Genomic DNA, 20871 nt, shown 5'->3' on the forward strand with positions numbered 1-20871 from the left:
TCTGACAAAAGGCTTTTGAATGAGCGCTTCTTATACATATGTGGACCATGCTTATGACGTGGTGGTGGTCGGTGCTGGTGGCGCTGGCCTGCGGGCGACGTTGGGCATGGCTGAGCAGGGGCTCAGCACCGCCTGTATCACCAAGGTTTTTCCGACCCGGTCCCACACGGTTGCAGCACAAGGCGGTATCGCAGCATCCCTCACGAACATGACGCCGGATTCCTGGCAATGGCATATGTATGATACCGTCAAGGGGTCTGACTGGCTCGGTGATGTGGATGCGATGCAATATCTTGCCATGGAAGCGCCACAGGCTGTTTACGAACTGGAGCATTACGGTGTCCCGTTCAGCCGGACAGAAGATGGCAAAATCTATCAGCGCCCTTTTGGCGGCCACATGCAGAATTATGGCGAAGGCCCGCCTGTGCAGCGCACCTGTGCCGCCGCAGACCGGACAGGTCATGCGATCCTGCATACACTGTACGGACAGTCTCTCAAAAATAACGCCAAATTCTTCATTGAGTATTTCGCGCTTGACCTGATCATGTCTGATGACGGCCAGTGTACTGGTGTTGTGGCCTGGAATCTGGATGACGGAACCATCCACCGCTTCAGCGCCAAGATGGTGGTGCTGGCAACCGGCGGTTATGGTCGTTCGTACTTCTCAGCGACTTCAGCCCACACTTGCACCGGGGATGGCGGTGGCATGATTGCCCGCGCCGGGCTGCCGCTTCAGGATATGGAGTTTGTGCAGTTCCACCCGACGGGGATTTATGGCTCCGGCTGCCTGATTACAGAAGGTGCCAGAGGTGAGGGTGGGTATCTGACCAATTCAGAAGGCGAACGGTTCATGGAGCGTTATGCGCCGAACGCCAAAGACCTTGCGTCTCGCGACGTGGTCTCGCGATGTATGACAATCGAGATTCGTGAAGGCCGGGGCGTTGGTAAGGATGGTGACCACATCCATCTCAACCTAAACCATATCCCGGCTGATGTTCTGGCGGAGCGTCTTCCCGGCATCTCGGAGTCGGCGAAGATTTTTGCCGGCGTGGATGTCACCAAGGAACCGATACCTGTTCTCCCGACGGTCCATTACAATATGGGGGGCATCCCGACCAATTACTGGGGGGAAGTCCTCAACCCGACGCCGAATGATCCGGACGCTGTAGCCCCTGGCCTGATGGCAGTGGGTGAGGCGGGCTGTGCTTCTGTGCATGGGGCAAACCGTCTTGGGTCGAACTCATTGATTGATCTGGTTGTGTTTGGTCGTGCGGCGGCTATCAGGGCCAATGATGTGGTTGACAAGGATGCCGCAATCCCTGCCCTAAACGAAGCTGCCTGTGACAGGATCATGGGGCATTTCGATCAGGTCCGACATGCAAAGGGGAGTACCGCAACTGCGGACCTTCGTACCCGAATGCAAAAAATCATGCAGGAAGATGCAGCGGTGTTCCGCACACAGGAAACCCTCGAACAGGGCTGTCGCCGTATGGATGAAGCATGGTCCGGCCTGTCTGATTTGCATGTTACGGACAAATCTCTGATCTGGAATACAGATCTAATGGAGACTCTTGAACTGGAAAACCTGATGGCCAATGCCATTACCACGGTTTATTCAGCAGAGGCCCGCAAGGAAAGTCGCGGCGCTCATGCAAGGGAAGATTACAAAGACGGCGAGATGGATGGCCGTGACGATGCAAACTGGCGCAAGCATACCCTGTCCTGGGTGAATACTGAGGGTAAAGTCGATCTGGATTACCGTCCTGTGCACACAGACCTCATTGCTGACGGTATCGAGATTGCAAAAATTGCTCCCAAAGCACGCGTTTACTGAGGAACAGGATCATGGTTGAGCTGACACTGCCGAAAAATTCCAAGGTTAAAAAGGGCAAAACCTGGCCAAAGCCGGAAGGTGCCGCGAATTTACGCGAATATCGTGTCTATCGCTGGTCACCTGATGATGATGAAAATCCACAGGTCGACACTTATTATGTTGATACGGACGATTGTGGCCCCATGATCCTGGATGCGCTTTTGTGGATCAAGAGCAATATTGACCCGACATTGACCCTGCGCCGTTCTTGCCGCGAGGGTATCTGCGGTTCCTGCGCGATGAATATTGACGGCGGCAACACGCTGGCTTGTACCAAGGGTACGGATGAAGTCGGGCGCGGTCCAATCGCTGTCTACCCGTTGCCGCATCAACCGGTCGTCAAGGATCTGGTAACGGATTTGACCAATTTTTATGAGCAACACGCCTCAATTCAGCCTTTCCTGCAAGCGTCAGAGACCCCTGAAACAGAACATCTGCAGACCCCTGAAGACCGGGAAAAGCTGGATGGTCTCTATGAATGCATCCTGTGTGCATCCTGCTCTACGTCCTGCCCGTCTTACTGGTGGAATGGCAGCACGGAAGATGGCAAGAACGAGTATCTTGGTCCGGCAGCACTCTTACAGGCCTACCGCTGGCTGGTGGATTCGCGCGATGATGAGCGCAATCGTCGTCTGGATTTTCTTGAAGACAACTTTTCTCTATACCGTTGCCACACGATCATGAACTGTGCCCAGGTCTGCCCAAAAGGGTTGAACCCCGCAGAAGCCATCGCAGGCATCAAGCGGATGATGGTTGAGCGATCCCGCTAGAGAAATATATCAGATCAAAACCATCAGGCGAAGGCAGGCTGTGAGATTGTCGGAGATGTCCTGCGTCTGCCTGCATTGCGGCGTTTGGCGACTTTCAGTTGCCAGGCGATGAAAGCAAAGCCGATCAACATCATGGCCCATGTGCCGGGTTCCGGCGTGGCGGCTACCATGTTGGCCGTCAGGTCTACACTGTCCACCTGGATCGACTGACCGGACTCGAAGTTGTAAACGATAAATGTGTCGCAGCCGCCGATTGACACGCAGAAGTCCGAGAGCCTCTGGCTGACGATATTGTTTGCGCCGTTGACTGCTTCAAAGAAGGTCGTGCGCAGTTGTGAAAACCCGCCGCTGCCGTTGGTGGTGCCCGCGAAAATGGCGAGCGTTGTCGAGCCGGTAAGGCCACTCAGTTCCACGGTAATATCGAAAGCGTTGAATAGCGCGTCTGTCTGATAGGCGATCCAGCCAAAAGGCGCGAGCGTGGCTGAGTTGCCATCTGCAGCCCCGAGTGAGAAACCCGGATTATCAACCGGTCGACCATTGGCGCTGGCCAGTTCGCTGGTGTTGTAGATAACCGTCTCCGCGTGGGCTGGCATAGCCATGAGACCGCTGAGGACGGCAAGGCCGACGATGATAAATGACTTACGCATAATACTGTACACACTCTTCTGGCCAGCAGACGCACCACTGGCATGTGATGGTGATACCGCAAGCGTGTAAAATTGCTGTTACGCGCTCCCGTAAAATTTTAGATTTCTGATGTTATGGAAATTCCGCACAGGAGGCTGGATAGCACGAAGCAGATGTCGCATAAGTTGGCCTGATAAAGGAGAGACGTATGATTCTAGTCCATCATTTGCGTGTCGGGCGTTCTGTTTTTACGGTCTGGCTACTGGAAGAACTTGGCCTTGACTATGAACTGAAAATTTATATCCGCAATGAGCAGGGGCGCGCGCAGGCAGACCTGAAGGTGGCGCACCCGCTGGGCAAGTCCCCGGTTATTGAGGATCAGGGCATGGTGATCGCAGAATCCGGGGCCATCGCCACCTACCTGATCGACACATATGACACTGATGGCTTGCTGAAACCTGCCGCAGGTGATGTTGCTGCACATGTTGAGTGGACCCAGTGGCTGCATTATTCGGAGGCCTCGGCCTTTGCGCCCTTACTGCTGAAACTGCTGTTGATGCGCGAAGCAACACCGCACCCGCCATTGATTTCCGGCTTTGCTACGGGGGAGGTTGCCCTGCACCTGACATATCTGCAGGACTTTCTGGGGGATAAGGAATTCATTCTTGGGGACAGGTTACAGGCGCCTGACTTTGGTATTACTTATATCTGTCAGATGGCGGAACGTCTTGGTGAAATTGCGCCGTACCCGAAATTGAAAGCCTATCTTGATCGGCAGACGGCGCGCCCGGCCTTCCAGCGCGCCGTGGAAAAAACCGGCGGCTAGAACGCGACATTGACAGGAAAACTATCATGAAAAACATGCTCTTTCTTTGCACGGGCAATTCCGCCCGTTCAGTGTTGTCTGAATGCTGGCTCAACCATGTCGGGGGAGATAAGTGGCGCGGATTTTCCGCTGGCTCACACCCGACGGGAACACCTAATCCGTATGCGCTGAAAACACTGGAAAAGCATGACATTGCAGCTGTCGCCGGGGAAGGCGGCCCGGTGCGATCCAAAAGCTGGGATGAATTTGCCCTGCCAGATGCGCCGTTAATGGATGTGGTCGTCACTGTTTGTGATAATGCAGCGGGTGAGGTCTGTCCCGTCTGGCCGGTTCGTGCTGGTGGTGCGCCACCCGTCAAACTCCATTGGGCGTATCCTGACCCGGCGGCTGTACCGGGTAGTGATGAAGAGATTCTGGCTGCCTTTGAGGAAGTTTTCAAGGATATCCGTGAGCGGATTGGTACTTATGTGAGTGAGCATTAAAGCGAGATGCTCTGGATATACTTATCCGCGCGATCTCGCTGCGAGAGGGCAGAGTTGAAGCCTGATCAGTCTGTGTCTCTTTCTGCAATGGTGATGCGGTGTAACAGACGGTCATATCCCTCATAGCCGCTGGTGGCCTTGTGAAGGACGCTGCGATTATCCCACATAATGAGCATGTTCTCCTGCCATTTATGGGTATAGACGAAGGCGTCCTGTGTTTGCCAGGCGCTAAGTTCTGACAACAGGACAAGGGACTCATCCGGGCGCATCCCTTCAACGCCAATGACATAGGCACCGATGGTGCCAAAAATTCCCGGTCTGCCTGTTTCAGGGTGCTGACGGATCAAAGGGTGCGACTGCTGTTCCAGTGCTTTGTCAGATGGCCGAATATCCATGCTGCGCCCCTTCTCCTTATCGCTGTCACCATACGCACCCCCTTTGGCATAGCCAAGGGCGGCAGAGTGAATCCCCGTGCGCAGGGCAATTTTTTCACGCAGCCCGTGTGGCATCTTCTCCAGTGCAAGGTGCTGGTTCGCGAAAAGTGTATCGCCGCCTATCGGGGGAATTTTAATGCCATATAATATCGTAGCTGCGGGCGGGTGTGCCTGAAAACTCCAGTCCGTATGCCACACATCAGCAAAGATCGGAGTTGTTTCGTCGGCACCCCGTTTGATGGCGGCGATGTGAGTGCGTCCCGCGATTGGCCCAAAGAAAGTATCTTCGCCGAAGTCACCGAAATAAAGGGCAAAGCGCTCCAGGTCATCATCAGACAGTTTCTGGTCCGGGAAACTCACCACATGATGTGTCAGCCAGGCATCACGGATTTCACGCACTGTCTCTGGTGTTAGCGGTTGTGAGATATCCAGGCCTGTAATTTCCGCACCGCAGGCTGTGCCAGATGGCGTGACTTTTATGGACATGAAACCTTCCTTTTGGGGGCAGGCTACCGTCCCTTCGCCGTGCCAGCAAGGTGCCCTGCAATCGCACTAGGCTGGCAGCGATGCGCTGGCTACCACTTGGCCTGCGTTATTCAGCTTCATCCGTACTGCCGGAGACCCGCATCTGCGCGCGGGCAGTGTTGGGGCCATCGAGGAAAATGACCTGCTGATTGCCGATATCGAGCGTGCGATATGTTACCGTGCCCGGCGTGGCCTCGCCTGAGCGCAGGCTTTCGAAAAGCGCGTCCTGATCTGCCGATGGAACAGGTAGCTGGGCACCATAAAGCGTCCGCCAGACATTTTCTTCCTGGTAAAGAAGTTGGGTATTGATGGTATCCGTTTCTCTGCCCCAGGTCGAGAAGAGAACATATTGATCTGTATCCAGCTCAAAGGCCTGCGTTCTCAGAAGCAGGCAGCGCCCGGCACGCGTCTCGGCACCGCAGGTGTTCGAAATCAGTCTTTCTTCTTCCAGAAAGGACACAAGATCTGCTGTCAGTTTGTGGTTGGCAGGCACCAGTTCCAGCCTGCCTCGCTCGATGAGGCTTGTCAGGCGGTCTCTGTCTCTGACGCTTTCCCGGCGGAACGCATAGCGGCTTTGAGCATTCTCAACGCGGTTGATCTCGGCAAGGATGATTTCACGATTAGGCAGATTTTCATCTTCTTTCAGTTGTTGCAAAGCCCTTTTACCGGCGCTGCCAAGATCAAACTGAAAGTATGCATAATCAAACTCCTCAGCGCTGATACGGCCATCTTTCAGCCGGGCCACTTGGTCAGCGGCACTGATAGCCCAGGTATTGAGGATGGGTGTCTGCACGAGCACCGCGACGCTAAACAGAATGCCCGCAAGAACAATATTTGCCTGTCTCAGGAAGCCATATCCTTCCCGGCGCAGGGCGCTGACAGACCAGACAATGGCATAGGCGCTAGCAAACAGGACGATGATAAGAGCGTAAATCCGCGCAACTGTGAGGCCATATTCCGACAGGCGCAAATACATTGCGTATAAGGCAAATATGGCGAGTAGAGGCAATACGAATGCCTGCAGGCGGACAGACCAGCGCAGGATGGTACTGTCCGGGCGTCCTTCATCTCCGATTACGGCATTGCTCAGTATAACGGCCATGGCAATGGCTGACACCATCAGTGTTGCCGCGCTCCAGCCTTCCCATAACTGGTCAAGGCCGGAAAGAAGTGCAGATACGGCAAACAGTACCGTGGCAGACGCGAGTATCGGCGAGAGCACTTTCAACAGGGCAAAAAGAACATTGCGCAGGGCAAGGACAATACCCTCCCGCTCGCGCACAATACCAATGGCCGCGCCCATGGCCCCGAATGTTGCCGGGAAGGCGAAGTGGGCATCAAAAAAGATATCCTCGAACAAGTCTATCCCGATCAGATTGAACAGTGCCGCCCAGATGCCCAACACGGCCCAGAAGGCGAGCGTAAACAAGCCTGCCGCCGCTCCAATGACAGGCAGATTCCAGGCAAATTCAAACAGAGAGGGGTAATGATTGGCGGGTTGCTGTCGCTCAAAAACTGTTCGGAAAAATGGTACGGCGATATAGCAGATCAACAGATTGGCAAAAAAGCTGACAGCCAGAACGGCTTCTGTGCTCTCGCCCGGATTGCCGAATGAGGCTTCTGCCAGAAAATATAAAACCGCTATGGCGAGCCCCAATATGCCGGCAAAGAGCCCCGCTTTCAGGCGCATGCCGATTGTTGTGGTGAGGAAGTGGGCGGCGGGGGCCACAAGGGCAAAGAACAGGAGCGCAACAACAAGCGGCGGCGGTGCATCCTGGTCTGCCTGCTCTATCAGGCCCCAGACAGCAAGGCCTTGTATGATACCCGGCAGGAGAAACAGCAGCGCGGCCTCTCTCGGGTTTTTGTAGATCTCGCCTGAGGGCCTGTTTGCCTCTGCCATCGCTGGTCTCCATCAATTTACACCGATCATGCCTGCTTTAGTGGCTAAATTGAAGCGTTGGCATGACAAAAAAGCGCCCGGGGATTTCTCCCGCGGGCGCCTGTTCTGCGTAGGCTGAACGGATCAGCCGAACTGGTGCATGGTGTTGTCTTCACCGGCAGCTTTCAGGGCTGCATCCCCGGCGAAATATTCCTTATGATCGTCGCCAATGTCGGAGCCAGCCATGTTCTGGTGCTTGACGCAAGCGATACCCTGGCGGATTTCCTCGCGCTGAACATTCTTGACATATCCAAGCATGGCTTCATCGCCGAAATATTCCTTCGCCAGATTGTCCGTAGACAGGGCTGCCGTGTGATAGGTTGGCAGCGTTATCAAGTGGTGGAAAATACCAGCGCGTTTGGATCCGTCCGCCTGGAAACTGCGGATGCGATTATCTGCTTCTGTGGCAAGGTCCGTGCCGTCATAATCGACACTCATCAGGTTTTCGCGATCATAGGCAGAGAGGTCCTTACCTTCTTCTGTCCACGCATCAAAGACTTGTTGCCGGAAGCTGAGTGTCCAGTTGAAAGACGGCGAGTTGTTATAGACCAGCTTTGCATTTGGAATAACCTCGCGGATGCGATCAACCATGCTGGCAATCTGTTCCACATGCGGCTTCTCGGTTTCAATCCAGAGCAGGTCTGCCCCGTTTTGCAGGGACGCAATACAGTCCATCACACAGCGGTCAGCGCCCGTGCCCGGCTTGAACTGGTAGAGGTTGGATGCGAGGCGCTTCGGGCGTAGCAGCTTGCCACCACGGTTGATAATGACATCACCGTCCTGAACAGCGTCAGGTCCAACTTCATCGCAATCAAGATAGGAATTGTACTGATCCCCAAGATCGCCCGGCTTGTGGCTGATTGCGATCTGCTTGGTGAGGCCAGCGCCAAGTGAGTCTGTCCGTGTGACAACAATACCATCTTCAACACCAAGCTCAAGAAAAGCATAGCGACAGGCACGTACCTTGGCGAGGAAATCCTCATGCGGCACAGTGACCTTGCCATCCTGGTGTCCACACTGCTTTTCATCAGAAACCTGATTTTCGATTTGCAAAGCGCAGGCGCCTGCCTCAATCATTTTCTTGGCGAGGAGATATGTTGCCTCGGCGTTGCCGAAACCGGCGTCAATATCGGCGATAACCGGGACGACATGTGTCTCGTAATTATCGACAGCCGCCAGCAATTCTGCCTCGCGGGCGCTGTCACCAGCAGCTCTGGCAGCGTCAATGTCGCGGAACATGAGGCCCAGTTCGCGCGCATCTGCCTGGCGCAGGAAGGTGTAGAGTTCTTCGATCAATGCCGGGACGGATGTTTTTTCATGCATGGACTGGTCCGGCAGCGGCCCAAAATCCGAGCGCAAGGCAGCAACCATCCAGCCAGAGAGATAGAGATAGCGGCGCTTGGTGCTGCCGAAATGCTTTTTGATCGAAATCATCTTCTGCTGGCCGATAAAGCCATGCCAGCAGCCGAGCGACTGGGTGTAGTCTGCAGGGTTAGCGTCATAGGCCGCCATGTCTTCGCGCATGATCTTCGCGGTGTAGCGGGCAATATCAAGGCCGGACTTGAAGCGGTTCTGCGCGCGCATCCGGGCGACGGATTCAGGGTCAATCCCGTCCCACGTGCCGTCATAGGTTTTGATCAGCTGGCTGATCTGGGAAATATTTTCGCTGTAGCTGTTTGGCAGGTTTGCATCTGAATAGGGCATGAATGTCTCCTTCAATCGGTATTGTTGCGCAGACCATGTCTTTTGCAGTGCAGCATGTCATCTGAAATAGTGTGAATTTGTTGCATGAATGAACTAATTTTCTTGTCATTTTGTAAAATCTTTACATTATGACAAAATGGATAAGAAGAAGCTGTATATCGGACCACGTCTGCGCCGGTTGCGCCGTGAGCAAGGATTGACCCAGAGCAGGCTGGCCGAGGAGCTCGGTGTTTCAGCTTCCTATATCAACCTGATAGAGCGAAACCAGCGCCCGCTCTCTGCGGCGTTGCTGATAAAGCTGGCAGATACATATAAAATCGACCTGCAGGACTTCGCGGGCGATGGCGGTGAGGCGATGCTGGATCGCCTGACAGAAGCGTTTCGGGACCCGATCTTTCAGGAGCTGGAGATCACCCGGGCGGATTTGCAGGAGATGGCGTCTGGCAACCCGGCCATGGCAGAAGCGATGGCTGCGCTCTATAAAGCCTACAGAGATACAGCCCAGAGCCTGACCGATCAGGAGAACAGTGCCTCGCTGGAAACAGCAACAAAGCCGCTCGAAGAAGCCTGGAGCTTTGTGCAGGCGAACAACAACTATTTTGCGTCACTGGATGAGGCAGCGGAGCGGCTGGCGCGAGAAATCGGCCTGCGCTCCGGCAATATTCAGGCGAGTTTGGCAGACCGTTTTCAGGCAGCGCATGATTTGAGCCTGAAAACCTTGCCAGCAGACGTGATGATGGGCGCTTTCCGGCGCCTCGACAGGCATCGCAATCAGGTCGTGATTTCCGAAACGCTTGATATGGCGAGCCGGCATTTTCAGCTCGCCCTTCAGCTGGTGTATCTCGAAATGGGCACGCGGCTGACAACGGTACTCGGCGATCTCTATAAAGGATCACCAGAGGGGGAGCGGCTGGTGCGCATCGCGTTGGCCAACTATACCGCTGGCGCGCTGTTGATGCCCTATGGTGAATTCCGGGCCAGCGCGGTGGAGTTGAAATTCGATGTGGAAGCGTTGGCGCGCCGTTTTGACGCAAGTTTTGAGCAGGTCTGCCACCGCCTGACCACCTTGCAACGGCCGGGCTTTGAGGGCGTGCCCTTCTTCTTTTTGCGCGTGGATGCCGCAGGGAATGTTTCCAAGCGCTATGATGGCGGTGGTTTTCCCTTTGCCCGTCATGGCGGCTCCTGCCCGTTATGGAATGTGCATAGTGCTTTCAAAATGCCGCGGCAGGTGCAAACCCAGATTATCGAATTGCCAGGCGGCGAGCAGTTTTTTTCGATCGCCCGGACAGTTTCCGGCGGCGGGGCGGGCTATGATGCGCCGCGGGCTGAGCGGGCTGTAGCCTTGGGCTGCCCGATCAAACACGCAAAAGAACTTGTCTATGCGCAAGGTGTAGACCTCGAGGCTGCGCGCGCCACGCCGATTGGCATTACCTGCCGTCTTTGCGATCGACAGGATTGTATCGCCCGCGCGCACCCGCCCTTGCGCAAGCGCCTTCTTTCAGATGACTATCGCCGCACTGCGGCCCCCTTTGCCTTCGCCTTTGATTAGGGCATAAGCCGACGCGATATAATTGAAAGCAGGATCTTGGAAGCAGCAGACATACCCCCCCCAATCTCGGCATATATCCGCACTCTGAATGAGGAGCGGATGATTGCTGATGTTGTGCGCGCTGCACTCACGCTCGCGCAGGAAGTGATTGTCGTTGATTCTGGCTCAACGGACCGCACCATTGAACTGGCAGAAGCGGCCGGGGCGATCGTGCATCATCGTGACTGGCACGGCAATGGCGGCCAAAAGCGCATTGGCGAGGATCTTGCCAGTCATGACTGGGTTCTTGATCTTGATGCAGATGAAATCCTGACGCCTGAATTTGTTCAGGAGGTGCGGGAGCTGTTTCGGGCAGGGCATCCGCCGCATGAGGTTTACAATACGCCGCTGGTGAATGTGCCGGCGGTGGGCAAGCCATGGTACGGCTATGGTCAGGCTGTGCGACATAAACTTTACAACAAAAGCAGCATACGCATTCCCGATCATGAAGCCTGGGATCAGTTCAGAATTCCTGTGGGGATGCGCGTCGGCAAATTGAAGAAGCCGATACTGCATTACGCTTTTGATGGGTCAGAGTTGCTGATCCAGAAGCTGAACAAGAATTCTTCCACGCGCGCCCGTGTGCTGAAGCCAAAGCCGTTGCCATGGCTTGCTATACGGATCATTTTCGGCTTGCCGGTCTACTTTGGCAAAAGATACCTGGTCAATGGCCTGTGGCGAGGCGGCCTTTACGGCTTTGCGTTCTCTCTCATGTCGGGTTTTGGGCGCTGGCTTCGAGACGTTAAGATGTATGAGCGGATCATGAAGGAAAAAGGTAGAACGCTCTATGAAAAGCCGCAGACGAAGGAATGACAGTGACCGTAGAATCTCAGGGAATACCAGCACGCAAGCCAACGGCATTTGAAGAATCCGTACGCCGCTTGGGCCAAAAGCTGCCGCAGAACGGTTTTGGCCATAAGCTCGCATCACTGTTGTTACGCCTTGCCGGCGGCAAGAAGCGCGTAGGCTTTGATGTGCCGGTTTTTGGAACGCAAATGGCGCGACTGCACCCCTTTGATAATATCTGTGAAAAGCGCGTCTATATCACGCCGCAATTCTGGGATCTCGAGGAGCGGGAATTTTTGCAGAGACACATGAGAAGTCTGAGGACAGATGATATTTATTTTCTGGATATTGGGGCGAATGCAGGCCTTTATTCCCTTTTCGCGCTGGCCGCCAGCAAGGAGGCCGGGCGACAAGTGCATATCATCGCCGTGGAACCGGACCCGACCATGCGCGGGCGAATGGAGCATAATGTAATGGCTTCCGATGCGCAGGCCTACGTCACGCTTTTGCCGTGGGCGATTACGGGGCAGGCAGAGGAAGTCACCTTGCTGCTAAACCTGAAGAGCCGGGGCATGAGCCATATCAGCAATGCAAAGCATCAGCAGGGGCAGCAATCAGTTATCGTAGAAGGACATCCCCTTGTTGATATATTTGCCGAAAAGAACTGGCCACGTATTGATATCCTGAAGATTGATATTGAGGGAGCGGAATATCCAGCGCTTGAGGCGTTCTTCAGGGAGGCTTCACCTGAGCAGATGCCAGGGCTTGTCCTGATTGAGATTTCCCATGAAGCAGAAAGCCATTCAGCTTACAGATTATGCCTTGAGAACGGATATGAAGTTGCTTTCAGTAACAACCTGAACGCCGTTCTGGTCCGTAAGGTTTGAGGCCCGCGCATGTCGCACGATTTTGAACCTGATCCGCGCAACGACAAAATTCTGATTGATATTAATGGGGAGCTGTTCCCCCGTGCTGAAGCGAAAATTTCCGTATTCGATTCAGGCTTCATGCTGGGTGATGGTGTCTGGGAGGGATTGCGCGTTTACAAGGGCAGGATTGTTTTTCTGGACAGGCATCTTGATCGCCTGTGGGAGGGCGCCAAGGCGCTGGACTTCACACTACCTCTTACAAAAGCCGCCCTGACAAGGCGTCTCCATGATTGCCTGGCGGCGAATAATATGTCCGATCACGTACATATTCGCCTGATGGTTACACGCGGCACACGCTCGACGCCCTATCAGGACCCGCGGGTCACGGTCACGCCGCCAACCATTGTGATTATTCCTGAATACAAGAGGCCGGTATTCCCCACACAGGGCCTGTCCCTCTTCACGGTGCATGTGCGACGCGGGTTTCCTGACGTGCAGGACCAGAAACTGAATTCCCACTCCAAGATTAACTGCATCACGGCTTGCATTCAGGCGACTCAAGCCGGGGCAGATGAAGCCCTGATGCTGGACCCGCATGGATTCGTGGCGACCTGTAACTCGACGCACTTTTTCATTTTCCGTCGGGGAGAATTATGGACCTCTACAGGGGATTACTGCCTTGGCGGTATCACGCGCTCTGTCGTGCTGGAGTTGGCAAGAGAGAATGGCCTCCCGGTGTTTGAGAAGAACTTTTCCCTCACAGATGTTTATGGTGCAGAGGAGGCTTTTGTCACGGGCACTTTTGCGGGCCTGACGCCTGTGCGTGCCGTGGATGGGCGCATAATCGGTGATGGCACATCCCGGCCACTGATGCAGAAGCTGCAACAACTCTATATCGAAAGAGTGGAGACGCGAGATGAGGAACAGGTGCGGCGCTAGAAGCCTCTCTTTCCTCTTCGCAGAACAGCTTTTTTGCGCTAAGGGCGCTTGCCGCCAGTTGGACCCGAATTGATGACCGTTTCTCTTGATCTTGATGCCGGTGCACGCGCCCTGCCTGATGAGCCACAAGGTCTGATCGGATTGACGCGCGCAAAAATGGTAGCTCAACTGACAGAGGATTTTGGCTTTGATCCCAAGCAGGCGCGAATGCGCACCAGCCAGATATTCCGGTGGCTCTACAATTTTGGCGTCACTGATTTTGACAGTATGACCAATGTTTCCAAGGGGTTGAAGGCCTCACTGGCGCAGCGGTATGGCCAGTTGCAGGAACAGGCCAGACCGGAAATTACGGAACGACAGGTCTCCTCTGATGGTACCCGGAAATATCTTTTGCGCTTCGCACCGGGCGTAGAAGCAGAGTGCGTCTTCATCCCGGATGTCGGGCGCTCTGGCGCTTTGTGTGTGTCTTCTCAGGTCGGCTGCACCCTTAACTGCACTTTTTGCCACACCGGCACGCAGAAGTTGGTGCGCAATCTTACCCCGGCAGAGATTGTCGGTCAGGTGATGGTGGTGAAGGACGACCTTGAGGAGTGGCCGTCAACCGAGCATGGGCGCCAGCTCACCAACATCGTCTTCATGGGTATGGGCGAGCCGCTCTATAATCTGGACAACGTGTCAGAAGCGATTGAGATTATTTCAGACAATGAAGGCCTTGGTATCTCACGCCGCCGGATAACTGTTTCAACTTCAGGTATCGTTCCGGAAGTAAAACGGTTGGGTGAAGAGACACAGGCCATGCTGGCCATCTCTCTACATGCCACAAATGACGCGTTGCGTGATGTGCTGGTGCCAATCAACCGAAAATACCCGCTGGAAGAACTCTTGGAGGCCTGTCGCACCTATCCTGGTGTCTCAAATGCGCGCCGCATCACCTTTGAATACGTGATGTTGAAGGGGGTGAATGACAGCGATGCGGAGGCAAAGAAGCTTGTTTCGCTTCTCAAAGGAATCCCGACAAAGATCAATCTTATCCCCTTCAACCCGTGGCCGGGTGCACCCTACGAATGCTCCGACTGGGACAGGATCGAGGCATTTGCAGATATCGTAAATCGGGCGGGTTATGCTTCTCCCATACGCACGCCACGCGGTCGCGACATTGCCGCTGCCTGCGGTCAGCTCAAAACCGAAAGCATCAAGCAACGGGCAAGTGAACGGCGCAAATCAGCCATCATCTGATGGCTTTGCCGCGATAAGCATTCATTACCCGTGCAAGGTCTTCTGCATCCAGTTTGCCATAGACGGCATTGATGGTGATCTTGCTGGTATCTTCCTGTAGGAGATGTTTGGAAATGATGTCCTGCTGTTCGGTCGGGATATAGGTGATGACCTGCGAGACCATAAAACCGCTGCCTGCGACCTCGAAGGTGGTTGTGTCCCGCCACATGACTTTTTCTTCCATGGAGCCCTGAATCTTGAAGCCTTCACGGTCCAGCAACAGGTCATCCGGAGAGAAACGCTCCACGATGAGGCTGATCAGCGGAGATATCAGCAGGGCGATGGCCGGGCCGAGCAATACATCAAAGTCAAACTCGATTTCGTCGAGGCCGCCTTCTCCAAAAAAGACTGTAAAACCAAGGGTGACGAGTAGACCAAACAGGGCAGCGCCAACCAAGATAAAAATGGCGCGGGTATCCTTCCTCAGGACCAGGTCATCCGGCAACATATCCGGCTGGAAGCCATAGATGCGCAGCGTTTCGACATCCTCCGAGAAGGAACGGTTGAGCGCGTAGCGCACACGGTCAAACAGTGATTTATCACTCATGGCAGTAAAACCCCGAACTCGCGCAGCAGCCTATCGCGAAAAATCGCCGGGATCACCCGATAATCAGGCAGAAACCTGATTTTCTGTCTGGCCATACCGATTAAAGAGTTGATCTTTCGCCTTCGGGCAGACATTCACACGGGTAATATCCCCCTTGGCCCAATCCATCACTTTCGGGTCCATGACCTTGAACCAGAGCGGCGGTATGGCGGCGAGCGCCAGACATCCGGGATAGCCGGATGGCAGGCGTGGCAGGTCAGGAAAATTGCGCAACGCTTGGTATGGCCGCATCGGGTTGGCATGATGGTCAGAGTGTCGCTGCAGGTGGATCTGGGTCAGATTGGAAACAATGTGATTGGTGTTCCAGGAGTGGTGTGGCTGGCAAGGTTCATATTTGCCGTTCTTCCGTTTCTGCCGGAGCAGGCCGTAATGCTCGATATAGTTCACCTGTGTCAGGCCATACCAGCTGATGAAATGATGGGCGATGATAAATGGTAAAACAGCCCAGCCAACGCACATGACCAGCGCAACGGCTATGACTGTTGTCATCGCATAGACCTGTAAAATCTCGTTCTGCCAGTGGAACAGCGGCAGCCCCTTGTTGCGCAGGCGCTTTGCCTCATGGGCCCAGCCACCTTTGAAGGCACCTGGCAATTCGCGCAGGGCAAAAGCATAAACGCTCTCTCCCATGCGGCCGGAGGCACAATCTTCAGGTGTGGAAACATGCACATGATGACCGCGATTATGCTCCACCGTGAAGTGACCGTACCCTACCACGCCCAAGGCCATTTTCGCCATAAAGCGATTGAGCTTGTCTGTCTTGTGCCCGAGTTCATGACCAAGATTGATCGCATTGCCGTTGAGCGTGCCCACGCCAAGTAGCAGCATAATGATCGCCCAGATCGGCAGATCCTGCGTCCCGACAAACCACACCGTAGCAATGAACATGGCATAGTGAAGCGGGATAAGAGAATATGCGACCTGATCGTAGAACCTGTCCGCACTCATGGCAGGCACAACTTCCTCTGGCGGGTTATGCGGGTCCTCGCCTGCGATCCAGTCGAGGAACGGGATAAAGGCAAAGACGTAAAGGAAGGGAATAAGAACAACCAAGGGGTTCTTTTCGAGAACGAAATAAAGCCAGAAAGTGAAAACCGGTACCAGCACGAACAGATGCCCGGTAAACCAGAGCCAGCGCTTGCCATCCTTGTAGGCGATCTGGCTGCCATCTTCTTTTGTGGCTGTGAATTGCATCGAAGTCTCCCTATTGATATGCGGAGCATAGCATGAAATGTTGTCACTGACAACATTGAAGTTGAAAGACAGGATAAATGCAAGCCACGAGCTATCATCATGGAAATTTGCGCGAAGCACTGATCGACAGGGCGGCGGAAGTCATTGGCGAGAAGGGGGTCGAGGGTGTTTCCCTGCGCAGTCTCGCGCGTGATCTTGGTGTATCCCATGCTGCACCGTCGCGGCATTTCCCCACCAAGGCGGACTTGCTGGCGGCGGTCGTGCGCAAGGGCTATGAGCTGATGACACAGGCCACCATGCAGGCGGGTGCGCAAGCAGGTGACAATCCTGTATTGCGGCTAAACCTTATGGTCAAATGCGGTATCCGCTGGGCCGTTGAAAACCGCTCCTACTTCATGGCGTTGATGAACCCTGATGTGCGCCATTTTGCAGATGCTGATCTCAGAGCTGCCCTCAGTGAGTATTATGCGATGTTGACGGAAGCCGCCGCCGGCGCGCAACAGGCTGGCCTGTTTGACGATATGCCAACCAGAGCCGCGCTGCTGCATGGATTTGCTGCGACAACTGGGGCGCAGATGATCTTTACCGATGAGTTGATTGGCGAGACGGTCGGCGGCGTTAGCGACAGCCTGATCGATGAAATCGCTGACATGATCGTGCCTTTGAATGGCTAGTGGCGAAGGCTGTCAGGTCTGCCACGGGTTGATCAGCTTCAGTCCACAGCCATCAAAGTCACGGATATTCCGAGTTGCAACCTGTGCCGCCGTCTCTTGAGCAATGAAGTCGGCTTCCAATAAATACGCGCTGGCCATAAAAACTTATGTGCCCGCTTTGGTCATGCACTATAAGCCTCTGGGAGACACAGGTTTTGAGAGCGACATGAACAAAAAAGACATCAACAAGGTTGTGCTGGCATATTCTGGCGGCCTCGATACATCCGTTATCCTGAAATGGTTACAGGTCGAATATGATTGCGAAGTCGTGACGTTCACGGCGGATCTCGGACAGGGTGAAGAGCTGGCACCTGCGCGTAAAAAAGCCGAACAGGCAGGCGTGAAAGACATTTTCATTGAGGACCTGCGCGAGGAATTTGTGCGCGATTATGTCTTCCCGATGTTCCGGGCCAATGCGGTTTATGAAGGCCTTTACCTACTCGGCACATCTATCGCCCGGCCGCTCATCGCAAAGCGCCTGGTGCAGATTGCAGAGGCAACAGGCGCTGATGCCATTTCCCACGGTGCCACCGGCAAGGGTAATGATCAGGTGCGGTTTGAATTAAATGCCTATGCGCTCAATCCCAATATCAAGGTGATCGCGCCCTGGCGCGAATGGGATCTGACCAGCCGCACAAAGCTGATCGACTTTGCCGAAAAACATCAGATTGCCGTGTCGAAGGACAAACGCGGCGAAGCGCCATTCTCCGTGGATGCAAATCTACTGCACACGTCTTCGGAAGGAAAAGTGCTGGAAGACCCGGCGGAGCCAGCGCCGGATTATGTCTATTCGCGCACTGTCGATCCGGTAGACGCGCCTGACCAGCCGGAGATCATCGAGGTCGGTTTCACTAAAGGCGATGCAACTTCGATCAACGGGGAGGTCCTTTCGCCTGCGGAACTATTGAGTAAACTCAATGATTATGGCTGCAAGCACGGCATTGGGCGGTTGGACCTGGTGGAGAACCGGTTTGTCGGCATGAAGTCCCGCGGTATCTACGAAACGCCAGGCGGCACGATCCTGCTGGCAGCTCATCGTGGCATCGAGCAGATTACATTGGATCGGGGTGCCGCACATCTGAAAGATGAGCTGATGCCGCGCTATGCCGAGCTAATTTACAACGGATTCTGGTTCGCCCCCGAACGGGAAATGCTGCAGGCGGCTATAGACCACAGTCAGGAAAATGTGACGGGCTGGGTGAAGCTGCAGCTTTATAAAGGATCAGCCACTATTGTCGGGCGTGAAAGCCCGAAGTCACTCTATTCTGAGGCCCATGTGACGTTTGAGGATGATGCTGGCGCGTATGACCAGAAAGATGCTGAAGGCTTTATTCGCCTTAATGCATTGCGTCTGAAACTGCTCGGCCAGCAAAAATAGAAGAAAGAGAGTATTCCGGCTTTGTCGGACACTCCCCATATCAGCTCATGGAGGTGACACCATGATCACCCTTGAAAATGTCAGCTATAGCTATCCGCGCAACAAGGCCGGCATCCTGTCGGGATTGACGCTTGATGTGGCGGATGGCGAGATTTTCGGCCTGCTCGGCCCCTCAGGGGCGGGCAAGTCTACAACCCAGAAAATAACGATGGGTCTTTTGCGCGGTTTCAGTGGATCGGCGAGTGTTTTCGGTAAGCCTGTTGGCACAATGGGCCGGGATTTTTTCAATCGTATCGGCGTGTCGTTTGAGTTGCCAACACTGTATCTGCGTCTGACGGCATTTGAGAATCTCAGGCTCTATGCGGCTCTCTACAAAGGGCCGACCAGGGCACCAATGGAGCTTTTGTCGCTGGTTGGTCTTGAAGAAGATGCGCACAAGCGCGTCGCAGACTTTTCCAAGGGTATGAAGATGCGGCTCAACTTGTGCCGGGCGCTGGTGAATGATCCCGACCTGTTGTTCCTTGATGAGCCGACCACGGGGCAGGACCCCGCCCGGGCCCGTCTGACGCGTGATCTGATCCGTCAGTTAAAGCAGCAGGGCAAAACCATTTTTCTGACCACGCATAATATGGCCGAGGCAGATGAAATCTGTGATCGGGTCGGGTTCCTGGTCAATGGTCGTGCGGATGTGATTGACGCGCCGACCACCCTCAAGAAAAAGCATGGCGCCCCCGTGCTGGAAGTCACCAGCGACAGTGAAAACGGCACAGAACGCCAGACATTCCCCATGGAGACGATTGGTAAGAACCAGACTTTTCTGAGCCTTGTTCAGGCCGGCAGTATTCAGACCATGCACACGCTGGAGGCGAGTCTGGATGATGTTTTCATCAAGGTTGCAGGAGGTGCGCGTGACTGACCGGCTGTTGGTCTTGCTCGCTCATGACCTGCGTCTTCAATGGCGCTATGGCATTCTGGCAGCCTATATGGTGGTGGTCCTGATGACGGGTGTCCTCATCTGGTTGTTGCGGGATATTATGCCAAGCTGGTTCATCAGTCTGGTAATCTTTACAGACAATGCGCCGGTCGGCTTTTTCTTCCTCGGTGGTTTACTGATGCTTGAGCGGGCAGAGAATGTACGGGACACGCTCGCCATGACACCCGTTTCCGCAACTGAATACCTGACGGCCAAAATTCTCACATTTCTGGCGCTGTCCCTGGCAGCGATTGTGGTCGTGGGGCTGGCCAGCGGCAAGCCGGTCAACTGGCCGCTCTTTCTGGTAGCTGCGAGCATCACGTCGGTTTTCTATCTGGGTCTTGGTGCCTTTGTTGCGGCACGGACGAAAACAGTCACCGGATATGTCACCAGTGCTGTCATCTGGTTTTTGCCCCTGCTATTGCCAGCGGGCGTTGCTTTTCTGGGCCCGATGCCGTTGTGGATGGCCTTGCTGCCAACAGCCGCGCAACTGGACCTGATTATTGCCGCACTCGATGGCGAGCAGATTTCTGTCGGGAGGGTTTCTCTTCTGATGCTGTCGGCCAGCCTTGCTGCCGCTTTTTCTGTTCATATGGGGATTAGGTCCTTGACGTCAGACTTTGGCCGCAAGTCATGAGCGCGCTGTCAGCTCTCGCACCCCAGCGACTGCTGGCACTTTTCCGTGCTGACGCCATCAGTGTCGCGCGTGAACCTGTATTGTTTGTAAACTTATTCATCGGGCTGATTCTGCCGATCCTGCTGGCGGCCTTTGGCGACCAGATTGATGCGTATGCAGGGCAATCTCTCGGCATTACCGGTTTCTCGGCTTATGCCGTGCCTTTCGCGCTGATCACACCTGCGATCCTTATCGGTTGGGTCACGGGCATGTTGTTGCTAGAGGACCGGGATGACGGGCCTCTGCTCGCGCTGGAAGTCACCGCCATCGGCAAAGGGGGCTTCCTTCTCTATCGCACTTTTGTATTGATGCTGATTGCCTCTGCCGCGACACTTTTTACTTTAACCCTTCTGCTACCGGATCAGCCGGGATTGTACTTTCCGTTGGTGCTGCTGATCAGTCTTGAAAGCGTGTTCATCAGTTTTGCGCTGGTGGCTTTGGCCGGGAACAAGGTTGAAGGCATGGCTCTATCGAAGATCCTTAACATGCTGGCGCTTGTCCCCTTGCTGGCTCTGCTGGCAACGCCATGGCGCTATGCTGCCGGTATCATCCCCAGCTTCTGGATCGGTGAAATCCTGTTGCGGGCTGACGGGCACCTCTCAGGACTGACATTCCTGATTGCGCTGGTTGTGCATATCGCCAGCCTTGTCTTCCTGTTCAGGCTGGTGACGCGTCGTCTCGGTTAGGGCCGGT

At 54.6% G+C, this 20871-nt stretch carries 20 protein-coding genes; 14 read left to right on the plus strand and 6 right to left on the minus strand.

The genetic code is table 11. The annotated features are described in order from the left end of the window. The first annotated feature begins 19 nt into the window (after positions 1-19). A complete protein-coding gene (sdhA, locus tag RAL90_RS15065) occupies positions 20-1834 on the plus strand; it encodes a succinate dehydrogenase flavoprotein subunit (RefSeq protein WP_306252100.1) in 1815 nt (604 codons plus the stop codon). Between the two features lie 11 nt (positions 1835-1845). After that, a complete protein-coding gene (locus tag RAL90_RS15070; protein WP_306252102.1) occupies positions 1846-2643 on the plus strand; it encodes a succinate dehydrogenase iron-sulfur subunit in 798 nt (265 codons plus the stop codon). Between the two features lie 23 nt (positions 2644-2666). On the opposite strand, the gene RAL90_RS15075 is transcribed toward RAL90_RS15070, so the two are convergent. Then, positions 2667-3290, minus strand: a complete 624-nt coding sequence (locus tag RAL90_RS15075) for a PEP-CTERM sorting domain-containing protein (protein WP_306252104.1) — start codon at positions 3288-3290, stop codon at positions 2667-2669. Positions 3291-3478: 188 nt separating this feature from the next. Here RAL90_RS15075 and RAL90_RS15080 point away from each other — a divergent pair, with 188 nt between their 5' ends. Next, positions 3479-4096: a glutathione S-transferase family protein gene (locus RAL90_RS15080; protein ID WP_306252106.1), complete on the plus strand. Its 618-nt coding sequence runs from the start codon at positions 3479-3481 to the stop codon at positions 4094-4096. Positions 4097-4122: 26 nt separating this feature from the next. After that, positions 4123-4578, plus strand: coding sequence for an arsenate reductase ArsC (locus tag RAL90_RS15085; protein WP_306252107.1), 456 nt, complete (start codon positions 4123-4125; stop codon positions 4576-4578). A gap of 65 nt (positions 4579-4643) precedes the next feature. Here RAL90_RS15085 and RAL90_RS15090 read toward each other — a convergent pair whose 3' ends face one another. The 3 genes from RAL90_RS15090 to RAL90_RS15100 form a co-directional block, all read right to left on the minus strand. Further along, positions 4644-5498 (minus strand): TauD/TfdA family dioxygenase, encoded by an 855-nt coding sequence (locus tag RAL90_RS15090; RefSeq protein WP_306252109.1) that lies wholly within the window; start codon positions 5496-5498, stop codon positions 4644-4646. A gap of 106 nt (positions 5499-5604) precedes the next feature. Then, positions 5605-7437, minus strand: coding sequence for a DUF4153 domain-containing protein (locus RAL90_RS15095; RefSeq protein ID WP_306252111.1), 1833 nt, complete (start codon positions 7435-7437; stop codon positions 5605-5607). A 123-nt stretch (positions 7438-7560) separates the two neighbouring features. Continuing rightward, positions 7561-9180 carry an isocitrate lyase gene (locus RAL90_RS15100; RefSeq protein WP_306252113.1) on the minus strand — a complete coding sequence of 540 codons (1620 nt, stop codon included), beginning with the start codon at positions 9178-9180 and terminating at the stop codon, positions 7561-7563. 136 nt (positions 9181-9316) lie between these two features. On the opposite strand from RAL90_RS15100, the gene RAL90_RS15105 reads away from it, so the two are divergent. The 5 genes from RAL90_RS15105 (at position 9317) to rlmN (ending at position 14598) form a co-directional block, all read left to right on the plus strand. Continuing rightward, positions 9317-10729, plus strand: a complete 1413-nt coding sequence (locus RAL90_RS15105; protein WP_306252115.1) for a short-chain fatty acyl-CoA regulator family protein — start codon at positions 9317-9319, stop codon at positions 10727-10729. A gap of 36 nt (positions 10730-10765) precedes the next feature. Next, complete coding sequence (locus RAL90_RS15110; protein ID WP_306252117.1) at positions 10766-11581, plus strand: glycosyltransferase family 2 protein; 816 nt, start codon at positions 10766-10768, stop codon at positions 11579-11581. A 2-nt stretch (positions 11582-11583) separates the two neighbouring features. Continuing rightward, positions 11584-12441, plus strand: a complete 858-nt coding sequence (locus RAL90_RS15115) for an FkbM family methyltransferase (protein ID WP_306252119.1) — start codon at positions 11584-11586, stop codon at positions 12439-12441. 9 nt (positions 12442-12450) lie between these two features. Next, positions 12451-13362: an aminotransferase class IV gene (locus RAL90_RS15120; RefSeq protein ID WP_306252121.1), complete on the plus strand. Its 912-nt coding sequence runs from the start codon at positions 12451-12453 to the stop codon at positions 13360-13362. Positions 13363-13434: 72 nt separating this feature from the next. Then, a complete protein-coding gene (gene rlmN / locus RAL90_RS15125) occupies positions 13435-14598 on the plus strand; it encodes a 23S rRNA (adenine(2503)-C(2))-methyltransferase RlmN (protein WP_306252123.1) in 1164 nt (387 codons plus the stop codon). On the opposite strand, the gene RAL90_RS15130 is transcribed toward rlmN, so the two are convergent. Together RAL90_RS15130 and RAL90_RS15135 are read right to left on the minus strand one after the other, a co-directional pair. Continuing rightward, complete coding sequence (locus RAL90_RS15130; RefSeq protein WP_306252125.1) at positions 14591-15184, minus strand: hypothetical protein; 594 nt, start codon at positions 15182-15184, stop codon at positions 14591-14593. The two genes, rlmN and RAL90_RS15130, sit on opposite strands and share 8 nt — an antisense overlap. A 63-nt stretch (positions 15185-15247) precedes the next feature. After that, positions 15248-16438 (minus strand): alkane 1-monooxygenase, encoded by a 1191-nt coding sequence (locus RAL90_RS15135; RefSeq protein ID WP_306252127.1) that lies wholly within the window; start codon positions 16436-16438, stop codon positions 15248-15250. 77 nt (positions 16439-16515) lie between these two features. Here RAL90_RS15135 and RAL90_RS15140 point away from each other — a divergent pair, with 77 nt between their 5' ends. The 5 genes from RAL90_RS15140 to RAL90_RS15160 all read left to right on the plus strand — a co-directional run bounded on the left by RAL90_RS15140 (position 16516) and on the right by RAL90_RS15160 (position 20864). Further along, the gene (locus RAL90_RS15140; RefSeq protein WP_306252129.1) at positions 16516-17112 is read left to right on the plus strand and encodes a TetR/AcrR family transcriptional regulator; all 597 of its coding nucleotides are present in this window, start codon (positions 16516-16518) and stop codon (positions 17110-17112) included. A gap of 205 nt (positions 17113-17317) precedes the next feature. Beyond that, a complete protein-coding gene (locus tag RAL90_RS15145; RefSeq protein WP_306252131.1) occupies positions 17318-18529 on the plus strand; it encodes an argininosuccinate synthase in 1212 nt (403 codons plus the stop codon). Positions 18530-18590: 61 nt separating this feature from the next. Next, the gene (locus RAL90_RS15150; protein WP_306252133.1) at positions 18591-19445 is read left to right on the plus strand and encodes an ABC transporter ATP-binding protein; all 855 of its coding nucleotides are present in this window, start codon (positions 18591-18593) and stop codon (positions 19443-19445) included. Beyond that, positions 19438-20139 carry a hypothetical protein gene (locus RAL90_RS15155; RefSeq protein ID WP_306252135.1) on the plus strand — a complete coding sequence of 234 codons (702 nt, stop codon included), beginning with the start codon at positions 19438-19440 and terminating at the stop codon, positions 20137-20139. Before RAL90_RS15150 ends, RAL90_RS15155 begins: the two co-directional genes overlap by 8 nt. Continuing rightward, entirely contained in the window at positions 20136-20864 is a 729-nt protein-coding gene (locus tag RAL90_RS15160) for a hypothetical protein (protein WP_306252136.1), read from the plus strand. Before RAL90_RS15155 ends, RAL90_RS15160 begins: the two co-directional genes overlap by 4 nt. Positions 20865-20871: the final 7 nt, after the last annotated feature.

Origin of the sequence: Parvularcula sp. IMCC14364, from assembly GCF_030758415.1 — a bacterium.
Taxonomy (GTDB): domain Bacteria; phylum Pseudomonadota; class Alphaproteobacteria; order Caulobacterales; family Parvularculaceae; genus Aquisalinus.